15 protein-coding genes are annotated in these 17,330 nt (G+C 49.5%); 12 read left to right on the top strand and 3 right to left on the bottom strand.

The window, feature by feature from the left end:
- Positions 1–121 precede the first annotated feature (121 nt).
- Complete coding sequence (locus A6R74_RS13335) at positions 122–793, top strand: glutathione S-transferase (RefSeq protein WP_064235002.1); 672 nt, start codon at positions 122–124, stop codon at positions 791–793.
- A gap of 9 nt (positions 794–802) precedes the next feature.
- Entirely contained in the window at positions 803–2,641 is a 1,839-nt protein-coding gene (locus A6R74_RS13330) for a putative bifunctional diguanylate cyclase/phosphodiesterase (RefSeq protein ID WP_064234999.1), read from the top strand.
- Positions 2,642–2,744: 103 nt separating this feature from the next.
- Here A6R74_RS13330 and nhaD read toward each other — a convergent pair whose 3' ends face one another.
- Positions 2,745–4,223 (bottom strand): sodium:proton antiporter NhaD, encoded by a 1,479-nt coding sequence (gene nhaD, locus A6R74_RS13325; protein ID WP_064234997.1) that lies wholly within the window; start codon positions 4,221–4,223, stop codon positions 2,745–2,747.
- A gap of 453 nt (positions 4,224–4,676) precedes the next feature.
- Between nhaD and A6R74_RS13320 the strand changes: the two genes are divergently transcribed.
- Positions 4,677–5,654: a TAXI family TRAP transporter solute-binding subunit gene (locus A6R74_RS13320; protein WP_064234995.1), complete on the top strand. Its 978-nt coding sequence runs from the start codon at positions 4,677–4,679 to the stop codon at positions 5,652–5,654.
- 67 nt (positions 5,655–5,721) lie between these two features.
- On the opposite strand, the gene A6R74_RS13315 is transcribed toward A6R74_RS13320, so the two are convergent.
- Entirely contained in the window at positions 5,722–6,678 is a 957-nt protein-coding gene (locus A6R74_RS13315; RefSeq protein ID WP_064234992.1) for a calcium/sodium antiporter, read from the bottom strand.
- Between the two features lie 368 nt (positions 6,679–7,046).
- On the opposite strand from A6R74_RS13315, the gene A6R74_RS13310 reads away from it, so the two are divergent.
- The 3 genes from A6R74_RS13310 (at position 7,047) to A6R74_RS13300 (ending at position 9,057) form a co-directional block, all read left to right on the top strand.
- Positions 7,047–7,253, top strand: coding sequence for a cold-shock protein (locus A6R74_RS13310; protein WP_007111857.1), 207 nt, complete (start codon positions 7,047–7,049; stop codon positions 7,251–7,253).
- A 226-nt stretch (positions 7,254–7,479) separates the two neighbouring features.
- A complete protein-coding gene (locus A6R74_RS13305) occupies positions 7,480–8,175 on the top strand; it encodes a metal-binding protein ZinT (RefSeq protein ID WP_064234990.1) in 696 nt (231 codons plus the stop codon).
- Between the two features lie 288 nt (positions 8,176–8,463).
- Positions 8,464–9,057 carry a hypothetical protein gene (locus A6R74_RS13300; RefSeq protein WP_064234988.1) on the top strand — a complete coding sequence of 198 codons (594 nt, stop codon included), beginning with the start codon at positions 8,464–8,466 and terminating at the stop codon, positions 9,055–9,057.
- A gap of 40 nt (positions 9,058–9,097) precedes the next feature.
- Here A6R74_RS13300 and A6R74_RS13295 read toward each other — a convergent pair whose 3' ends face one another.
- Complete coding sequence (locus A6R74_RS13295; RefSeq protein ID WP_240488231.1) at positions 9,098–9,904, bottom strand: helix-turn-helix transcriptional regulator; 807 nt, start codon at positions 9,902–9,904, stop codon at positions 9,098–9,100.
- Between the two features lie 265 nt (positions 9,905–10,169).
- Between A6R74_RS13295 and A6R74_RS13290 the strand changes: the two genes are divergently transcribed.
- The 6 genes from A6R74_RS13290 to A6R74_RS13265 all read left to right on the top strand — a co-directional run bounded on the left by A6R74_RS13290 (position 10,170) and on the right by A6R74_RS13265 (position 17,262).
- Positions 10,170–11,528, top strand: a complete 1,359-nt coding sequence (locus A6R74_RS13290; protein WP_064234986.1) for an APC family permease — start codon at positions 10,170–10,172, stop codon at positions 11,526–11,528.
- A gap of 32 nt (positions 11,529–11,560) precedes the next feature.
- Complete coding sequence (locus A6R74_RS13285) at positions 11,561–12,448, top strand: carbon-nitrogen hydrolase family protein (protein WP_205634192.1); 888 nt, start codon at positions 11,561–11,563, stop codon at positions 12,446–12,448.
- 551 nt (positions 12,449–12,999) lie between these two features.
- Positions 13,000–14,832, top strand: a complete 1,833-nt coding sequence (locus A6R74_RS13280; protein WP_064234983.1) for a hypothetical protein — start codon at positions 13,000–13,002, stop codon at positions 14,830–14,832.
- An 80-nt stretch (positions 14,833–14,912) separates the two neighbouring features.
- Positions 14,913–15,491, top strand: a complete 579-nt coding sequence (locus tag A6R74_RS13275) for a hypothetical protein (protein WP_064234980.1) — start codon at positions 14,913–14,915, stop codon at positions 15,489–15,491.
- Positions 15,492–15,569: 78 nt separating this feature from the next.
- Positions 15,570–16,559 (top strand): hypothetical protein, encoded by a 990-nt coding sequence (locus tag A6R74_RS13270; RefSeq protein WP_064234978.1) that lies wholly within the window; start codon positions 15,570–15,572, stop codon positions 16,557–16,559.
- Between the two features lie 91 nt (positions 16,560–16,650).
- Entirely contained in the window at positions 16,651–17,262 is a 612-nt protein-coding gene (locus tag A6R74_RS13265; protein WP_064234976.1) for a BRCT domain-containing protein, read from the top strand.
- Positions 17,263–17,330: the final 68 nt, after the last annotated feature.

Raw genomic sequence — 17,330 nt, 5'->3', positions numbered from 1 at the left:
CGTTGATACTATTGCTCCTATGATGATGGGCTTTATGGTACTAAGCTAAATGTGCCTGTAAACAAAGGACAAGTGTCGCCAGTGCAACGCTGGCGCGCAACTCAGCCCCCATGGAGTGTTTATGATCCACGTTCACCATCTGGAAAAGTCTCGTTCGCACCGCATCCTGTGGCTACTTGAAGCCCTTGAACTGGACTACGAGTTGGTGGTTTACCAGCGCGATGGTAAAACACAGCAAGCGCCTGATGCGCTGAAAAAAATCCATCCGCTAGGTAAGTCTCCGGTGATTACCGATGGCGACATCACCGTGGCTGAGTCAGGCGCAATCATTGATTATCTGCTGCAGCGCTATGGACAGGGCCGCTGTCAGCCTGCGCCGGATGATATACGTGCTTGGGTAGATTACCGCTACTGGTTGCACTATGCCGAAGGCTCATTAATGCCGTTGCTGGTGATGCAGCTTGTGTTCAGCCAAATTCCTAAACAGACTCCCTGGCTGATTAAGCCAGTGGCGAAAGGGATTAGCGATACCGTCAGCAAACGCTTTCTGGCGCCGCAGCTTAAAAGGCACCTTAACTTTATTAATCAACACTTGTTGGCAGAGGGTAATTTTGGCGGGCAGTGGCCCAGCGGCGCGGATATGCAAATGAGCTTTCCACTACAGGCGGTGGCCGCCGTACGGTCGCTGGAGAGCTATCCTGCCATTGCCGCTTTTGTCTCACGCATTGAGCAAGATGCCGCCTGGCAGCGAGTGGTCGAGCGGGCGGGGCCACTTACCATGCCGGGCCAGTAAACAGCCACCATGAACTATTTTGCCTCGTTTGCAGCTCTTCCGGCGGAGCTGCTACGCAGTATTGATGGCTACCTGGGGCGTTGGGGGATCGCCTTGCTGCTCGTTTTCCTTCTTTTGGCGCTGCTGGGCAATCTATTGCTCAAGCGGCGTATGCAGCATAACCGGGCGTTACTCCAGTCCAATAAAGAGATGCTGGCAACGATCCTGGATAGCGTCGATGCGTTTATTTATATCAAATCCCCGACCTTAGAATACCAATACGTTAATCGTCGCATTAGCGATCTATTTGGCCTGCCTGCCGAAAAAATTATCGGTAAGCGTGATGAGGCGTTTTTTGATCCTGGGAGCGCCGCTGAGATCAATCAGGTTGATCGCAATGTCTTGGATTCAGGAAAAAAAGTGACGGTAGAAGAGAGCAATGTCTTGAAGGGCGAAAGCCGGGTAAGGACATTCTTATCGATAAAAATGCCGCTTTCCATGTCGCCTGGCGCTCCCCCTTCCCTGTGCGGTATTTCGACTGAACTGACTGACTACCTCGAAATGCAGTCGCGCACTCACTACCTGGCCTTCTATGACTCGCTAACAGGTCTGCCCAACCGGCGGCTGCTGATGGATTCCTTAACGGCCGCTATTGAGCATGATGGGTGGGCTGAGACCTATAGCGCGGTGATGGTGATTGATCTGGATAATTTCCGCTTAGTGAATGATATCCAGGGCCATGAGAGTGGTGACCAGCTATTGATTAGCGTTGCTGAACAGCTACGCCAGCGGCTTGACGCAGAGGAAACGCTAGCTCGCTTTAGTAGCGATGAGTTTGTGGTGCTGATCAATAACCTGGGCGAGCAACAGACCAACGCTGTACTAAAAGCCGAGCGTGTGGCGCGACAGCTGTTGGAAACCATTGCGCAATTAAGAAACAACCATTCGCTACCGATCAGTGCCAGTATTGGTATTGCACTGTTTACGGGAGGGGGCGAGCACAGTATGGATAGCGTGCTGCAACAGGCTGATATGGCGTTGCAGCAGGCGAAAAGCATAGGCGGCAATACGCTGTGCTTTTTTAATACGGATATGCAAACCAGCGTACTGGAAAGGGCCAGTTTAGAGGCCGATCTGCATAAAGCGCTCGAACGCAACGAACTGGCGCTGCACTACCAAGTGCAGGTCGACCATCAGGGCGTGACTACCGGCGTAGAAGCATTACTGCGCTGGTACCATCCTCTACGTGGCTGGGTCTCACCCGCGACCTTTATCCCGCTTGCGGAAGAGAATCGGCTGATTGTGCCGATCGGTTACTGGGTGCTGCGCTCAGCCTGCGAGCAGCTAGCCAAGTGGTCTCACCAAGCTGCCTACGCGCCATTGAGTATTTCCGTCAACGTGAGTTCCGTGCAGTTTCAGCAGCCAGAGTTCGTGCGTGATGTCGAGGCGCTGCTAGCCGAAACCCAGGCGCCGCCAAGCCGCTTGGTGCTCGAAGTGACCGAGAGCCTGTTGATGCACGAGCCGGTTAGAGTGCGCAACACGATGTTGAAACTGCGTGCCAGGGGGATCCGCTTTGCGCTGGATGATTTTGGTACGGGCTACTCATCGCTGAGTTATCTGAAACGCTTGCCGCTGGATGAGTTGAAAATAGATCAATCGTTTATTCAAGAACTGCTGACCGATAAGACAGACGCAGCGATTGTCGATACCACGATACTACTGGCGGTGAGTTTAGGCTTAACCGTGGTAGCGGAAGGGGTGGAGACAAAAGAGCAGCTTAATTGGCTAAGAGGCCATGGCTGCTATCGTTATCAAGGCTACCTATTGGGTCGCCCGACGCCCATTGAGTACCTGTTTGAAAGCTATTAAGCGCTTATAGCAAAACCCCCTTTCCAGCTAGGTGAAAAAGGGGGTTAAGTGTGCTGCTAATTAAGTGCTGTTTTTAACTGAACTGTTCTTAGCTGAGCTGTGCTTAACTAAACAGGGCAAAGCTCTCTGCGTTAAGCCACATATGCACCAAAATGCTGGCGATGTAGCCGAGTAAGATAACTGGCGACCAGCGCAAGTGGCCCATAAACGTATAGGAACCCCTGGCCTGACCCATCACTGCCACGCCGGCCGCAGAGCCAATCGATAGCAAACTGCCCCCGACGCCCGCGGTTAGGGTAATCAGCAGCCATTGGCCATGGGACATATCCGGCTCCATGGTCAGCACCGCAAACATCACCGGAATGTTATCTACAACCGCCGAGACCACACCAAGCGTAATGTTGGCAGCCGTAGCGTTCCAACCGGTATACAGCGCTTCTGACAGCAAACCAAGATAGCCCATAAAACCAAGGCCGCCAACACACATCACCACCCCGTAGAAGAACAGTAGTGTGTCCCACTCAGCTCGCGCTACGCGGTTGAAAACATCGAACGGCACCACGCCACCCAACTGCTCTAGCTTCTTGTTGTCGCCACGGCGGCTGTAGCGCTCGCGCTTGCGCTCCAAGGAGCGGGGCAGGCTGCGGCGCAGGTAGTAACCAAAGAACTGCAAGTAGCCCAGGCCGGTCATCATGCCTAACACCGGGGGTAGGTGGAGCACAACGTGGCACAACACGGCGGTAACAATCGTTAATAGGAACAGCAATACAATGCGCCGGGCGCCACGCTTCAACCACACATCTTCATAAACGCTGGAGGGTTTTTCATCCTTGATAAACAGGCTCATGATGCATGCTGGAATCAAGAAGTTGACCAGAGCGGGGAAGAATAGAATGAAGAATTCCTGAAACTCCACCATGCCTGCTTGCCATACCATTAGGGTGGTAATGTCGCCAAAAGGGCTAAACGCGCCCCCTGCGTTAGCGGCCACGACGATATTGATACAGGCTAAGTTAATATAACGCCTGTCTCCTTCGGCCACTTTGGTTACCACGGCGCACATCAGCAGGGCAGTGGTAAGGTTGTCGGCAATCGGCGAGAGTACAAAGGCAAGGCCGCCGGTCAGCCAAAACAGCGTCCGGTAGTTGAAGCCCTTGCGCAGCATCCAGGAACGAAGGGCATCGAAAACGCGGCGCTCTTCCATGGCGTTGATGTAGGTCATGGCCACCAGCAAGAACAGCATCAGCTCGGTGAACTCCAAAAGCGTAACGCGGAAAGCGTACTCAGACGCGTCCGACATGCCGTTTTGGACATACACCCAGCCGATGAGGCTCCAGATGATACCGGCCGCCACTAATACCGGCTTAGACTTGCGCATGTGGATCTTTTCTTCCGCCATGACGAGCGCATAGGCCAGGACGAAAATCGCAACAGCAAAAAAGCCAACCGCAGAGGTGGTTAGATCTAATTCACCGGTCACGGCAAAAGCACTGGGACTAACGCCTAATAGTAAGGCCGCTAACAAAAAAAGCCAGCGACGATATAATCGAGGCTGGCAAGAGGGTTGGCACAACGTAGGCATGTGACGTTCTTCCTCATGGTCAAGTTGTCAGGAGTGGTATAAAAGCAACCCTATTTTATCAGTTTATATTGCGTCGCAATACCTTATAAAAACGAACGATAGTAGATTTTCTTAAGGTAATAGCATCTTTTTTTAGGAAATTAATCTTTTAGGTAATAGTAACGATAGCCATATTAGTTGTTACCTAGAGCGAATAAATAGGCAAGTATTATACTATCGATGAATAGCATTCTTGAATGTTACCCATATTTTATATCGTTAATAGCTAATTTTAAGTTTCAAGCAAAAAACTCTCAGTGCGGCCCTGATGACCAAAAAGCAGGGCGAGCCGTGAAGAGTGCCTGGCTGAGCGCCGTCGTGTTATGTTGAAAAGTGCCATACTCTCAGCTTGGTCAATAGCCAAAACAGCTAGCGATGATAAAACAAGGCCGATTTACGCTAAGGAATAACATGATGCGCAACCCCTTCTGCTTCCTACGCCACACGCTTGGCGTTTCGGTAGCGACGCTAGCGCTGGCAAGCCTCGCTTTCTCCGCGCATGCTGAAACCCGTGTAACTTATAAATCTGCTGCGGCGGGTACGTCCTACTACCTTATGGGCTTAGAGCTTGCTGAGGTCGTCCGCAAAGGGACTGATGACGCCATTATTTTTGCTTCGGAAGAGAGCCAGGGGTCTGTGCAAAACGTTATGGAAGTATTGGCACGCCAAGGCAATTACGTGTTCACCTCGCCGTCAGTTTTAATTGAGCAGGCTATGGCCGGTGAGGGGGCTTTTGCCGAGCGCCCGCATCTTCGTTTCCAAGAGATCCGTGGTTTATTGCCGTTGCCTCCTATGACCATGCACTTTGTGCTTGCAGGCGATAACGGCGACATTGATTTTTCCGCGCTCGAAGGCAAGCATATACTGATTGGACGAGGCACTTTCAGTGCTCGAGAGGCAGCTCGCTACTTAGCGTTGTTTGACCTGGACGATAGCGTCCGAATTGCTGATGCGGCTATTAACAGCGGCCCCGATGCGATTAAAAGCGGCCAGATTGATGGCTTTGTTACCGCGAGTGCCTATCCCTCTCCCGGTGTGATTGAGGCGGCTGGCAGTTTGCCTATCTCGTTGGTCAGCCTGACCAACGAACAAGTCGAGCAAACCGGGGCTTCACGCCAAACGATACCCGGCGGCACTTACCCTGGTGTTAACAACGATGTCCAAACAACTTCGCTCCCTGTGATGGCCTACACCACCACGGCGATGGATGACGAAACTGCCTATACGATAACCAAAACGTTTTGGGAAAGCCTGGATGGAATGGCGGAAGCCGCTGCGTGGTGGAGCAGTATCACTCCCGATATGTTGGCAAACATGACCGGGCTGCTCCACCCAGGAGCGCAGCGTTACTATCAAGAAGCGGGTTTCGAGGTGTCTGACGCTTTGCGTTAGCTTATTGCTCCACCGCTTCTATGTCAGGTGGCACGCTCGCCCCCAAGAGCTACCAGAGCCATTAACGTCAAAAAATCGTAAAGCTTAACGCTATATAAGCCCCATAACCTGCGAGTAATGCGGCACCCTCCCAACGTGATAAGCGCATGCCGGTATACAGGAACAGTACCAGCACACCGGCTGCGCCTAGCATTATCCACTGATCAAATATGACGACCCGCTCGACCAACGGCAGTGGTTGCAAGAAGGCAGAGATGCCCAAAATACCCAGCAGGTTAAAAATATTGCTGCCAAGAATGTTGCCCACCGCCACATCAGCATGGCGGCGTATGGCCGCGATTACCGATACGGCCATCTCAGGCAGCGACGTACCCACAGCAACAATGGTTAAGCCAATCACCGCTTCGGAAATCCCCATTGCCTGCGCTATGCCAATGGCGCCAAAGAGCAGCAGCTGCGAACCACCAATAAGCATGCCCAAACCGACCACTAGTGCCACGGCAATCATCCACCCTGTGGTGGGTAGTTTGGTCATTTCATCCGCTTCCGCGGCGTGCATATCCGCGGCGGGAACGTGATGGCGGCTTTCACTGATGTAAGCCCAAACAAGGTAGGCAACGAGCCCTGCTAGTAAAATCCCGGCATCTGCGCGCCCTAAAGCGCCGTTAAACGAAAGCCCAATAAACAGCAGGCTCGCGAGTACCACCACCAAACCATCACGGCGCAGCGCTAATGGTTGAACCACCATTGGGCTAATAATGGCGCACATGCCCAAAATCAATAAGATATTGCCGATATTACTACCTACAATGTTGCCAACCGCAATGTCAGGCTGCTGGTTCATCGCGGCATCAATCGAAACGACAAGTTCAGGGGCCGAGGTGCCAAACCCCACCACTACGAGCCCTGTTAGTAGTGGCGAAACCCCGACTCTTCGCGCGCCAGCCACGGCGCCGCGGATAAGCGACTCTCCACCGAGTGTTAACAGGGCAATACCCGCCAACAAACTAAGTCCATATAGCATGTTAAAGCCTCTTCCAAAGAGCTCGCCAGGCCGCGAATAACGCGGGATTCACAGGGCAAGCCAAGCGCGCTAGACGGTCGAATTAGTGGTGTCCAGCTCAGCAGCAAGATTACGGCTTTTTTTAATAATTTGCGCGGTTTTAAAACGGCTATAAGAGGCAGAACAACAAAATAAAAAGCACAAAGGCTTTGACCTGCTGCCAACTACGTGGCAAGATGTCCGCAGTTAGTAAGTTAGCAAGCAAGCATGGTTCCAGAAACATTCGAATTCTTTCGGTAGTCTGTAATTGTATTCCTTGTTCTACTCACTATTTATCTGGGTAATACCAGGATTTTACAATTCGCAACTCGCGAAAAGGATTTAATATCATGGCAACTGGCACAGTTAAGTGGTTCAACGATTCTAAAGGCTTTGGCTTTATCGCTCCTTCTGACGGCAGCGACGACGTTTTTGCTCATTTTTCTGAAATTCAGTCTGATGGCTTTAAGACTCTGCCTGAAGGCGCTAACGTCTCTTTTGACGTTACCCAAGGTCAGAAAGGCCTTCAAGCTTCAAACATTAAGCTTCTTTCTTGATCCTAGCGATCATTTAAGTTCTCGAATCTTTTAGATTCGATGATCGGGCCCCGCTTAGGCGGGGCCCGATGCGTTTGTGCCTGTTAAATTTTTTCTTCCCTTTAGACGTACCTTCTTTGCCCTGGAGCCAAGCTGATGTATGAATGGGTTTGATTGATGTTATGTTATAATATATCTTTATGGCGAAGATGCATTGTTTTGCAATCGCTAAAAGGAGAGATCGAATATGACAGCATTGCCACTTAAGGGCGCCAGCGTATTGGTATTGAGTACTTTGATACTGACAGGCATTCAGGGCGTTAGCGCCAGCGACCATGATCACGACCATGCTCATAACGACCACGACCACGACCACGACCACGACCACGACCACGACCACGACCACGATAGCGATATCTACTCGGGCTATTTTGATGATGACCAGGTTGAGGATCGCGCGCTTTCTGACTGGGAGGGTGACTGGCAGTCTGTTTACCCCTACCTAAAAGATGGCACCCTCGACGATGTGTTTGCGAATAAAGCAGACAATGGCGACAAGACGGCCGAAGAGTACAAAGCGTACTACGACACCGGGTATCAAACGGATGTTGAGCGTATCGTCATTGACGGAAGCAGCGTCACCTTCTTTGAAAACGGCGAAGAGAGAGCGGGCGAATACCAATACGCTGGCTATGAAATTTTAACCTACCAAGCGGGTAATCGCGGCGTACGGTTTATTTTCGAACTTGAAGAACCATCCGACGATCTGCCTCAATATATTCAGTTTAGCGACCACAGCATTTACCCCACCGATGCCCATCACTTTCATCTTTACTGGGGCGATGATCGCGAAGCCCTATTAGACGAAGTCACCCACTGGCCGACGTATTACCCATCGGCGCTGAGCGGTGAAGAAATTGTTGAAGAAATGAAGGCGCATTAAGCCGCATCGGTTGACACGAAAAGCACCTCCACCTGCGTTCGCGTCCCTCTGTAAACGTAGGTTACAAAGCGCTGGCTATATGCCAGCGCTTTGTTTTTTGCACCACTTCTAACGCTAAAACCTTCCTGCACGGCCTGCTGACTAAATATAATTTATATATCACTGTTGCCTCATTTCAGCAGATATGGTTGTATTTCTAAATTAATTTAGAGGTGGCGCCTGGTGCTCTGAGCAGGGGAGGGCCAAGAAGCTGCCCGATAGTAAAGTGACGGGAATATAGGAGCGGGTATGGCCACCTATACGCTTTATGACAAAGATGGCAATGAACTTATCCACAACGATTTACAAAAAAAGCAGGAGTGGTGTAAAGACGGAGAGCGTTTAGAAACGCGTTTTCTAGCGTTGTATGGTGAAAAATTGGGCTTGAGGCTCAATGAGGAAAAGTTACGTGACCCAACAGTGCCGGATTTTATTCATACTGAATCAGGCAGGTACGTTGACCTTAAAAGCCAAACAACGCCGTTTTTCCAATCACGCAAATATGGCGTCAATCCTCAGTACGCGGTGACGTTAAACAAAATCGATGTAGATAGGTACTTCCAGTTATATCCCGGCATCATCGTTCTTTATCATGTGAACTGGATGGCGGTAAAGATGGTGAGTGGTTATGGGAAAACAACAGAAGTTAACGAAATGGAAGGCATTTGGGCGGCCACCATCCATAAAATAAAACAGATGTGTAAGCCTGAAAATCTCCACGCGTATTTACAGCGCACTAACGATCAGCAGGGCAATGCCCGAGATAGTTATGTGCTAGACCTAAGACATGGTGACTTCAAAGTCATCGAAGATGATCAGCAGAAGCTAAAGCAGCTTAATTGAGCTGTTAGATGATAGCTGGTAGCGTCGCATCGGTTATATCTCATTTATGCCCAGTTAACTGAGCGAACAGCGGCATTAGTAGTGCGAAGAGTTCCGCCTGGGACGAAATACAGCACTTAGCATAGAGCTGGCGCCGAAATACTTTAACAGTTTGCAGGCTGACATTCAGGTGCAGACTGATGGAAAGCGATGAGTGGCCTCTCAGAATAAATAGGGCTACTTCTGCTTGGCGGGGACTCAGTCGGATGTTGTGTTGTTGATTTAATGTTTCGCGCAAGCGCTCTTCTAGAGGCGCTGGCGCCGCTTCAATCACACCCTCAAAGCGGTACTCTTGCCAGTGCTTTTCCAGTAGGGTACTCAGGGTCATTGCATACTGTTGTAACGTCCCAAGCTCGTGCCTATTAAAAGGTTCTCCACTTGAGCGGTCTCTGCCAAAACAGGCGGTTAGCGTAACATCCTCAGTGATTTGAGCAAACACTGCCACCTCGTCCAGAAGCGTTGTCTGCTGGTAGTAATTCTTATAGTAATGCGTACGTTTAAAGTGGTCAGGTGCCACATCCACCAATCGACGTATGCCCTGCACGCCACCCCTGAGGTGCTCACGGTAAAAAGGATCCAGCAGGTAATCCCCTCCCAGGTATTGGTTATCCATCGGTAAGTACACGACAGGATCCGTGTACTCACGGTAGAGCACCGCTGGTCGGTATTCGCCGTGGTAAGCGATGATGATCAAGTTATCGAATGATGCCAGACACTTCACCAATCTGGAGAAGTGCTGAGGTAACTCAGGCGTTGCCAACGCCATGATGGCATTGGCCAGCAACTGGTCATATTCGTTATGTGTCACCAGGTCCACATCTGCAAAACCATACCACGCTGGGGTTATATACGATCGAATGGGCTGCCAATAACGTGCTAAGACGGTCGGCGGCCTCTCATCGCAGTCTAGCTGGACAGCAACAATATCAGCAACTGCGGGGCCAGACCGCCCATTAGAAGAAGAGAGCTCAAGCGGGCCAAGCCTCAATGGCTGGCCTGGTTAACCACTTCGTCGTTTTGTGCCGACAGGGCGATTGTCCGGTGTCGGTTGCAACGTTGCCTGGAGATGGATCATGACGGATAACAATATCAAACTGGAAAGAACCCTATCACTCAAAGCGGTGGTGCTGTTTGGCCTCGCCTATATGACGCCATTGATCGTGCTGGGCACCTTCGGGGTCATTGCCAGCACGAGCAATGGCGCCGTGCCCACTGCTTATCTCATCACTACCGCAGCCATGCTATTCACGGCCTACAGCTACGGCATTATGGCGCGTACCTATCCAGTATCAGGCTCTGCGTATACCTACGCCCGCAGAGCCATCGACTCACGGGTCGGCTTTATGGTGGGGTGGAGCGTGCTGCTGGATTACTTCTTCCTGCCCATGGTGATCTGGCTGATCGGCGCTGCTTATTTGAACGCGCGCTTTCCTGACGTGCCAAGCTGGATATTCCTGCTCGGCTTCATTGGGATTACGACGTTCCTGAATATCTACGGCATCAAGCTGGCGTCTAAAGTGAACTCGTTGCTGATGGTGTTTCAGATCTTGGTGATCGCTTTTTTCGTGCTGCTGTCGGTGCGTCATGTCTTTGCGACCGGCGGCAGCGACGCGCTTTTTAGCTTGGGGCCATTCTTGGGTGAAGAGGCTGGCTTTACCGCGATTGCCGCAGGCGCCGCGGTGGCCGCTTACTCGTTTCTAGGCTTCGACGCCGTCACTACGCTGACCGAAGAAACCATCGATCCAAAGCGCAATATTCCCAAGGCCATTATGCTCACCGCGCTGATCGGCGGCGGTATATACGTGTTGGTGGGTTACACAACCCAACTGGTGCATCCTGGCAGCAGTTTTGTAAATTCCGACTCCGCCGCCTTTGAAATTGCCACGACGATCGGTGCCGATCTCTTCGGGGCTATTTTTCTGGCCGGTATGGTGCTCGCCCAGTTCACCTCTGGCCTGGCTGCACAAGCCAGTGCCTCTCGGCTGCTGTTTGCCATGGGGCGGGATGCGGTACTGCCGCCTAAGCTGTTTGGTGCGCTGCATTCACGCTTTCATACGCCGGTGTTCAACATCGTGCTCACGGGCGCTATCGGTGTTATCGCCTTGTTCCTCGATGTATTATCGGCTGCCTCGTTTATCAATTTCGGTGCCTTTATCGCCTTCACGATGGTGAACCTGTCAGTGATCTTTCTGGTCAGCAAAGACGCCGATGCAAGGCGCCAGTATGGTGTGATTAGAGGGATGCTAGTGCCGCTCATCGGCGCCCTGGTTAACCTTTGGCTGATGAGTAAACTGGACGTCAACGCCTTTATTCTTGGCTTGATCTGGCTTTCCATCGGGCTCGCCCAACTGGCCTATTTGACCCGCTTTTTCCGTCGTGAACCGCCGGAAGTGGATTTTGATGAGTCAGAGCCTGAGCCAGCATCCAGCTAGGTAAAAGCGACCCTTTAAAACGGAGACCGACCATGTCCAGATATTTGCCCGTGCTCGTGGTGCAGGAAGCCTCGCGGCAGCATGGCACTGACACCGAACTGCAGGCCTTCGAGGCCGAACTGGCGGTGCACCTGAGCGACTTTGGCGCTGATTTTGAACAGCCGAGAATGGTGGTCTATCCCGAGATCCATTTGTGCGCTGCTACGGGGACGCCTCAGCAGCGCAAGGAGCAACTGGAAGCCGCTGCTGAACCCATAGATGGCCCACGCAACCAGCATTTGTCACGGATCGCCCGCAACCTGGGGATATGGCTGCTGCCCGGCACGCTATGTGAACGGGGGGAGGATGGGCACCTGTACAACACCGCGCCGGTCTATTCGCCCGAAGGTGAGCGCGTAGCCGCCTACCGTAAGTGCTTCCCCTGGCGACCTTTTGAACCCTATCAACCGGGAGATCGCTTTGAAGTGTTCGAGGTGCCAGGCATAGGCCGGGTCGGCCTGGCCATCTGCTACGATATCTGGTTTCCCGAGACGGTGCGCCAACTGGCTTGGCTGGGGGCCGACGTGATCATCAATCAGGTGGCCACCACCACCTGCGATCGCGCACAAGAGCAAATCCTGGTGCAGGCCAATGCTATTTTCAATCAGGTGTATATGGTCAGCGCCAATGCGGCCTCGCCCTCTGGCGAGGGGCAGAGCCTAATCGTCGACCCCGAAGGCCGTATCCGCGCCAGAATGCCCGGCGCCACCCCGGGCATTCTCACCGATGTACTCAACCTGGATGAGGTCGAGCGTGTACGCAGCTTCGGCACCGCAGGTTTGAACCGTATGTGGTCTCAGTTCCGGGAGGATGACCCGGTGCTGGAATTACCGATGTACGAAGGGCGAATTGATCCGCGAAAGTGGAGGGAAAAGCGTTAAGCAGTCTCCACTCTCTCCAACCCCGCGTTATTCCCATACCGCGCAACTATGCCATCACCCAGGTGATGGCTATTGCCTGCAATAAGTTGATTGTTCAGATAGCTGAGCAGCTAATCCAATCTGCGGTAAAAGTTGGTTCTTCCCGCACCTGCATGCGGTTATCCCACCCGGTTTGCGTTCTCGCAAGGGCACCGAATGAGCGTGGATAACGCGCTGACTGTGAGCCTTCTTATCCATAGCAGCTTCTGCTGACCTTACAACGGCGGCGTTGAAAGCCCAAACCCAAGAAAATCAGTCGTCTTAAGCATGCTGTGATAATCTGGATTGGGTATGTGGATCATAGATGCAGCAAAGCAGGTAATCGCCCAAGGTGGAGGTGCCGGGCAATGCAGCAGGCGTGCGAATTGGGGATATTTGGCCTAATTAAAACTAATTAATAAAAGAATCATAGACTTGAAGGCGTTTGACAGGCTGGATTGTTCGGACAAACATGCCAGCGGGTTCATCCAATCATAAGATGAGAAGCCTAATACCTGTTAGGCAGGGTATGCATGAAACCACCAATTCACGAAGATGCTATTTCAGCCTGGCACTACTTGTGCGAGAAGGGCGGTCTAGAACTAGATGGTCGGGATGAGGGGCTAGAGGGACGAATCTGCGATCATCTCAATCCCAATGCGGAATCTTTGGAAGAAGCGCTCTCTACCGCAAGCCTTGAGGCATTCGTTGAAGCATTCTTCCATTCATTACATCCCTATATAGAGATGTTTCGCAATATTCTGGGTTTTTTCGAACATGGGAAAGCCACGAAAGGTGAAAGCCAATGGATCCTGAGGGTTGGTGACGTCGATCTTGACCTAGAACATTTTCGCAAATGGCTGAATAACTGGGATGCCATCGCGAACTCAGAAATTAATGTCCCCGCTATCGACAAAAAGGCCGTGTGGCAACTTTGGGAACGATTTCGTGAGCGCCAATCAATCCATAATGAGATCAGGAAGTCATTTGGAAACGAAGTGCTTAATGTAAAAGACGACGTTAGAGCGTGGGTCGTAGCGTACAACAATGACAATTACCTCCCGCTACCCGCGTCTCTCCTCCCTCCACAGTGTCCAAGCGAGTTGGAGGCTTGTGCTTCAATTGCTCACGCCGCATTGAAGTTGCTACTAAACCTAGGGTTGACACCTTCGTCGTTAAAAGCGCTTTATGATAACAGAATTGCTCAAGACCCATCTGATGGTCTCGAATTTCGCAATATATCGCAAAACGAAACTGATTATTGGCTAAAAACTTTTGTCGTTGCGATATCTGCCGCTACTTCGTTATCTAATGCCGAACTGCGGAAGCTAGGCGAAGAGCTTGGTTCTATTACTAGTCGGTTTCACACAAGGCCGCTTGAAGTCAGCGTCACGATTAAAGATCTAGAGTCCGTACTGTCACTCCCAATCTGGAAAAAACGGTATGATCTGTTTTCTGTGTGGATTGCGACTGAAATAATTCGCGCGCTAAATGCCCATGATGTCGAGATTCACCACGACAATGGCAGGATCGCATTCTCATTTCATGAAACGCACATAGCTACAGTCCATTCTTCATTAGATTCCTTCCGATTGATAAGTGAACGTCGAATTCCGTTGGAAAACCCGCGGGGAGAAGGCCGAAAAGCAGGCGTTCAACCTGATTATGGACTCTGGGCCCTCAAAAATGGGAAAGAGTTTTGCGGTATGGCAGTTGAGGTGAAACATTACAAACGATCCAATAAATCGAAGTTTGTAGCTATGTTTGAAGATTATGCTCGTGCCGTTGAAGAAGGAAAAGTCTATCTTGTTAATCATGGACCCATAAGCGAATCTGTTTACGACTTATCATGGAGTGTTCGTGATCGCTGCTTTGCAATTGGTAAATTAACTACTTCAAACTGGGAGGCGCGTGAGCAACTTGCGTCTGCAGTGCAAAAATGCATAGGCGAACCAGTCAAAAGCTGGCCCAAACCATCCGAAACGGCTGCTAGCGATAAAGTCTTGCTACTGGATGTTTCTGGATCCATGAGTTTAATCATGAGGTCTGAAGAGATGAGTTCGTTTATTCGTAATCTCACGGCAACAGAGCTTCCCAAAAAGCTAGCTGCCGCTGACACTAAGGTCGTTGGCGAATGGGAGCCTAGTGAGCTAGGCTTTTCAGAGATACTTTACATCGATGGAGGAAGTACAGATCTACTGGCGCCCGTCATGGAACTGCTTAGTAGATACAATGAAGTTATCTTAGTGACTGACAGCGATGGGCTTTCCGGTTTAAAAAATGTCGCCGTTTCGGAACATAAGTTTGATAAAATGGCCCCGCCTAGTATAAAGGTGCGCGTATGCACAAGCATCATGAATGCCTAACCAGTTGCTGCACTCGGAAAAATTACTCGCTAGGCTCCTAATTTTCCGGTGAGCAAGGCGTTATAGCTTATGGAGGACGTATGGATTTAGAATCGTTATTTTCTGAAAATGGGGATTGGCAGACTAATGCATGCTTAAATTTCCAGCCAGATATGTCGCATGGGTACATATATGGCTACAAGAAAGCTGCTGATTCATTGGTAATGAAAATAAGTAAAGACAGAGCGGAAATAGATTATCTTATATATCCGATAGTATTCCTTTATCGGCACCACATTGAGTTGCAGCTTAAGAAATTATTGGAGCTCAATATTAAGCTCCATGAGAGAGAAGGAAAAGTGCCAAATAATCACAAGATTAAAAATCTTTGGCCGCAAGTGAAAGGTTACTACAGAAAGCTAAATAATAGTAGTAATCAAGAAGAAATAAAGTTCATAGATAGAATCATGGATGAACTATGCATCATTGATCCAGAGTCGATGAATTTTCGATACAGTAAGATGAAAGATGGAGAATTGCCAAATAAAGACTTGAAACACATTAATATAGAAGTGTTTTCATCGGTTGTTGGAAGGGTTAGTGATGCTCTCGAAACATTTGAATATCAATTAAATGCGGAGATAGATAGTAAAAGTGAGTATATGTCAAGTTGGCTATAATGTGCGTAAGTACTTGACCCCAAAAAGCTATGCTTTTCGGTCAAGTTTTACGGTCATCATACATCACAAGGAATAAAAGTGTACGAAAATAAAGAATTGGAATTTAAGTTTAAAAAGCCTTCAAGCAAAGACGAATACTTAGCTGCACTTTACGAAGAAATTTCTGTGAATGAAAAATCAAATATTAGTGCTAGCACTTTAAAAACTTACGTCTATGAAATTCTTGAAAGGCAGAAAAAGGAAGATAGGAAACGAAAAAAAGAGTCAGAACAGAAAGATTTCAATCTTAGCTGGTCGCTTGGGATCCTAGCATTTATAGCACTTTTACTAATTTTCAACGGTTCCAGAGAAAACCATGACTTTAATTGGTTGCAACAAAATAGCTTTACTATAAAGATTTGGGGGATTTTGCTAGCTACTCTGTATATTGGGGTGTCAATTGAAAAGTTCTCAATTTTCCGCAATCTATGGAAATTCGGGTTTACTAAGCTAGTTGCATCAATTGCAGTTTCAGGGCTAGTTGTCTTTTCTACAGGAAAAGCAGCAGGCTCTATAAATTCCGTATTTGGTGTTGATGCATCAGCATTCCCGTTTACCTTAACTTTTACGTCTAGTTTGTTTTTCTTCCATTACGTACTTCCATTTCTAGCCTTAGTGGGAATCGTTGCGATACTTTTTGCATTCAATGCCATTGGATATATTAAGTCAAAGTTCAGCGATGGCAGAAGCTACGAGTTGCCGCCCGTTCATTCATTTGTATTTCCTATATTGGCAACTATTTTATTGGTTGTTTTTTGGGGGTGGTCAAAAAATGATCTAAGTGAAGAGGCTTTACCATCAAAAATATACAAATTGGCTCACATGTTAGACTTCAATAGTAAAAACCAATGCGCCAATGTTCGGGGAGGGGTGCCAGTTGTCTACTTAGGTCCATCACAGTCAACAGTACTGGCAGATGTAAAAGTTACTAATGTAGAGGACTTAAAATCTTTTTTTGAAAGAGAGATTGATGTTCCACATAAATTCTATCGCTTAAGCTGCGAGTTACCGGAATATCAGAGTAAATAGGTATTACCAAGCACTACACGCAGATAAATTAGTCGCTACGCTCATAATTATCCGGTGAGCGCGGCGTTAAGCACGAGGGGAAGTTTTTACTATGGACATTTTTGCGAAATTCAATAGAAAGAACATCCAAGACCGTCAAATCGACACGCTCATCGGTTTGAGCAAGGGAGTTCTGGCTGACGGAAATGTAAATCAAGCTGAAGCTGAATTTCTGATGAGTTGGCTTGTTCAGAACCGTCAATCCAGTGACAACCCAATAATTATCAATTTACTCCAGAAAGTCTCCGCTATGCTTGAAGATGGCGTGCTCGACAAGGAAGAGTCAGACGAGTTATTGGCAATACTTCGTAAAATTTCAGGTGATTCGACTGAGATCGGTGAATTAGCAAAGACTTCCTCTCTTCCGATTAATGAGCCACTTCCCGAAATAGTTTTTGAGGGAACATCGTTTCTATTCACTGGAACCTGCGCGTTCGGGTCTCGGAAGCAATGCCATGAAGCAACCGAGTCCCTCGGAGGAGCTATCGCGAAAGGCGTTAATAAGAATCTCAATTACCTTGTTCTCGGAACTTACGTGACAGACAGTTGGGCCCACGAGACATTTGGTCGAAAAATTGAGAAGGCGGTCGAGTACAGAGATAGTGGAGTGCCTATCGTTATATTGACTGAGGAGCATTGGGCTCTTTCAGGCAATCTGACCTGAGCGCTGCTTCACAGTGTCGCCTAAAAGACCGCTCTTGGCCGACATCTGCTGTCGAACAAACGACAGCC

Origin of the sequence: Halomonas sp. ALS9, from assembly GCF_001651035.1 — a bacterium.
Taxonomy (GTDB): Bacteria; Pseudomonadota; Gammaproteobacteria; order Pseudomonadales; family Halomonadaceae; genus Vreelandella.
Note: the sequence above shows the minus strand (reverse complement) of the source record. Positions and strands in the feature narration are given on the sequence as shown.

Excerpts from the sequence above, each read along its gene's own strand:
- A6R74_RS13275 (WP_064234980.1), top strand. The coding sequence starts at position 14,913 with ATGGATTTAGAATCGTTATTTTCTGAAAATGGGGATTGGCAGACTAAT.
- A6R74_RS13320 (WP_064234995.1), top strand. The coding sequence starts at position 4,677 with ATGCGCAACCCCTTCTGCTTCCTACGCCACACGCTTGGCGTTTCGGTA.
- A6R74_RS13265 (WP_064234976.1), top strand. The coding sequence starts at position 16,651 with ATGGACATTTTTGCGAAATTCAATAGAAAGAACATCCAAGACCGTCAA.
- A6R74_RS13305 (WP_064234990.1), top strand. The coding sequence starts at position 7,480 with ATGACAGCATTGCCACTTAAGGGCGCCAGCGTATTGGTATTGAGTACT.
- A6R74_RS13290 (WP_064234986.1), top strand. The coding sequence starts at position 10,170 with ATGACGGATAACAATATCAAACTGGAAAGAACCCTATCACTCAAAGCG.
- A6R74_RS13315 (WP_064234992.1), bottom strand. The coding sequence starts at position 6,678 with ATGCTATATGGACTTAGTTTGTTGGCGGGTATTGCCCTGTTAACACTC.
- A6R74_RS13335 (WP_064235002.1), top strand. The coding sequence starts at position 122 with ATGATCCACGTTCACCATCTGGAAAAGTCTCGTTCGCACCGCATCCTG.
- A6R74_RS13285 (WP_205634192.1), top strand. The coding sequence starts at position 11,561 with ATGTCCAGATATTTGCCCGTGCTCGTGGTGCAGGAAGCCTCGCGGCAG.
- A6R74_RS13330 (WP_064234999.1), top strand. The coding sequence starts at position 803 with ATGAACTATTTTGCCTCGTTTGCAGCTCTTCCGGCGGAGCTGCTACGC.
- A6R74_RS13280 (WP_064234983.1), top strand. The coding sequence starts at position 13,000 with ATGAAACCACCAATTCACGAAGATGCTATTTCAGCCTGGCACTACTTG.
- A6R74_RS13300 (WP_064234988.1), top strand. The coding sequence starts at position 8,464 with ATGGCCACCTATACGCTTTATGACAAAGATGGCAATGAACTTATCCAC.
- nhaD (WP_064234997.1), bottom strand. The coding sequence starts at position 4,223 with ATGCCTACGTTGTGCCAACCCTCTTGCCAGCCTCGATTATATCGTCGC.
- A6R74_RS13310 (WP_007111857.1), top strand. The coding sequence starts at position 7,047 with ATGGCAACTGGCACAGTTAAGTGGTTCAACGATTCTAAAGGCTTTGGC.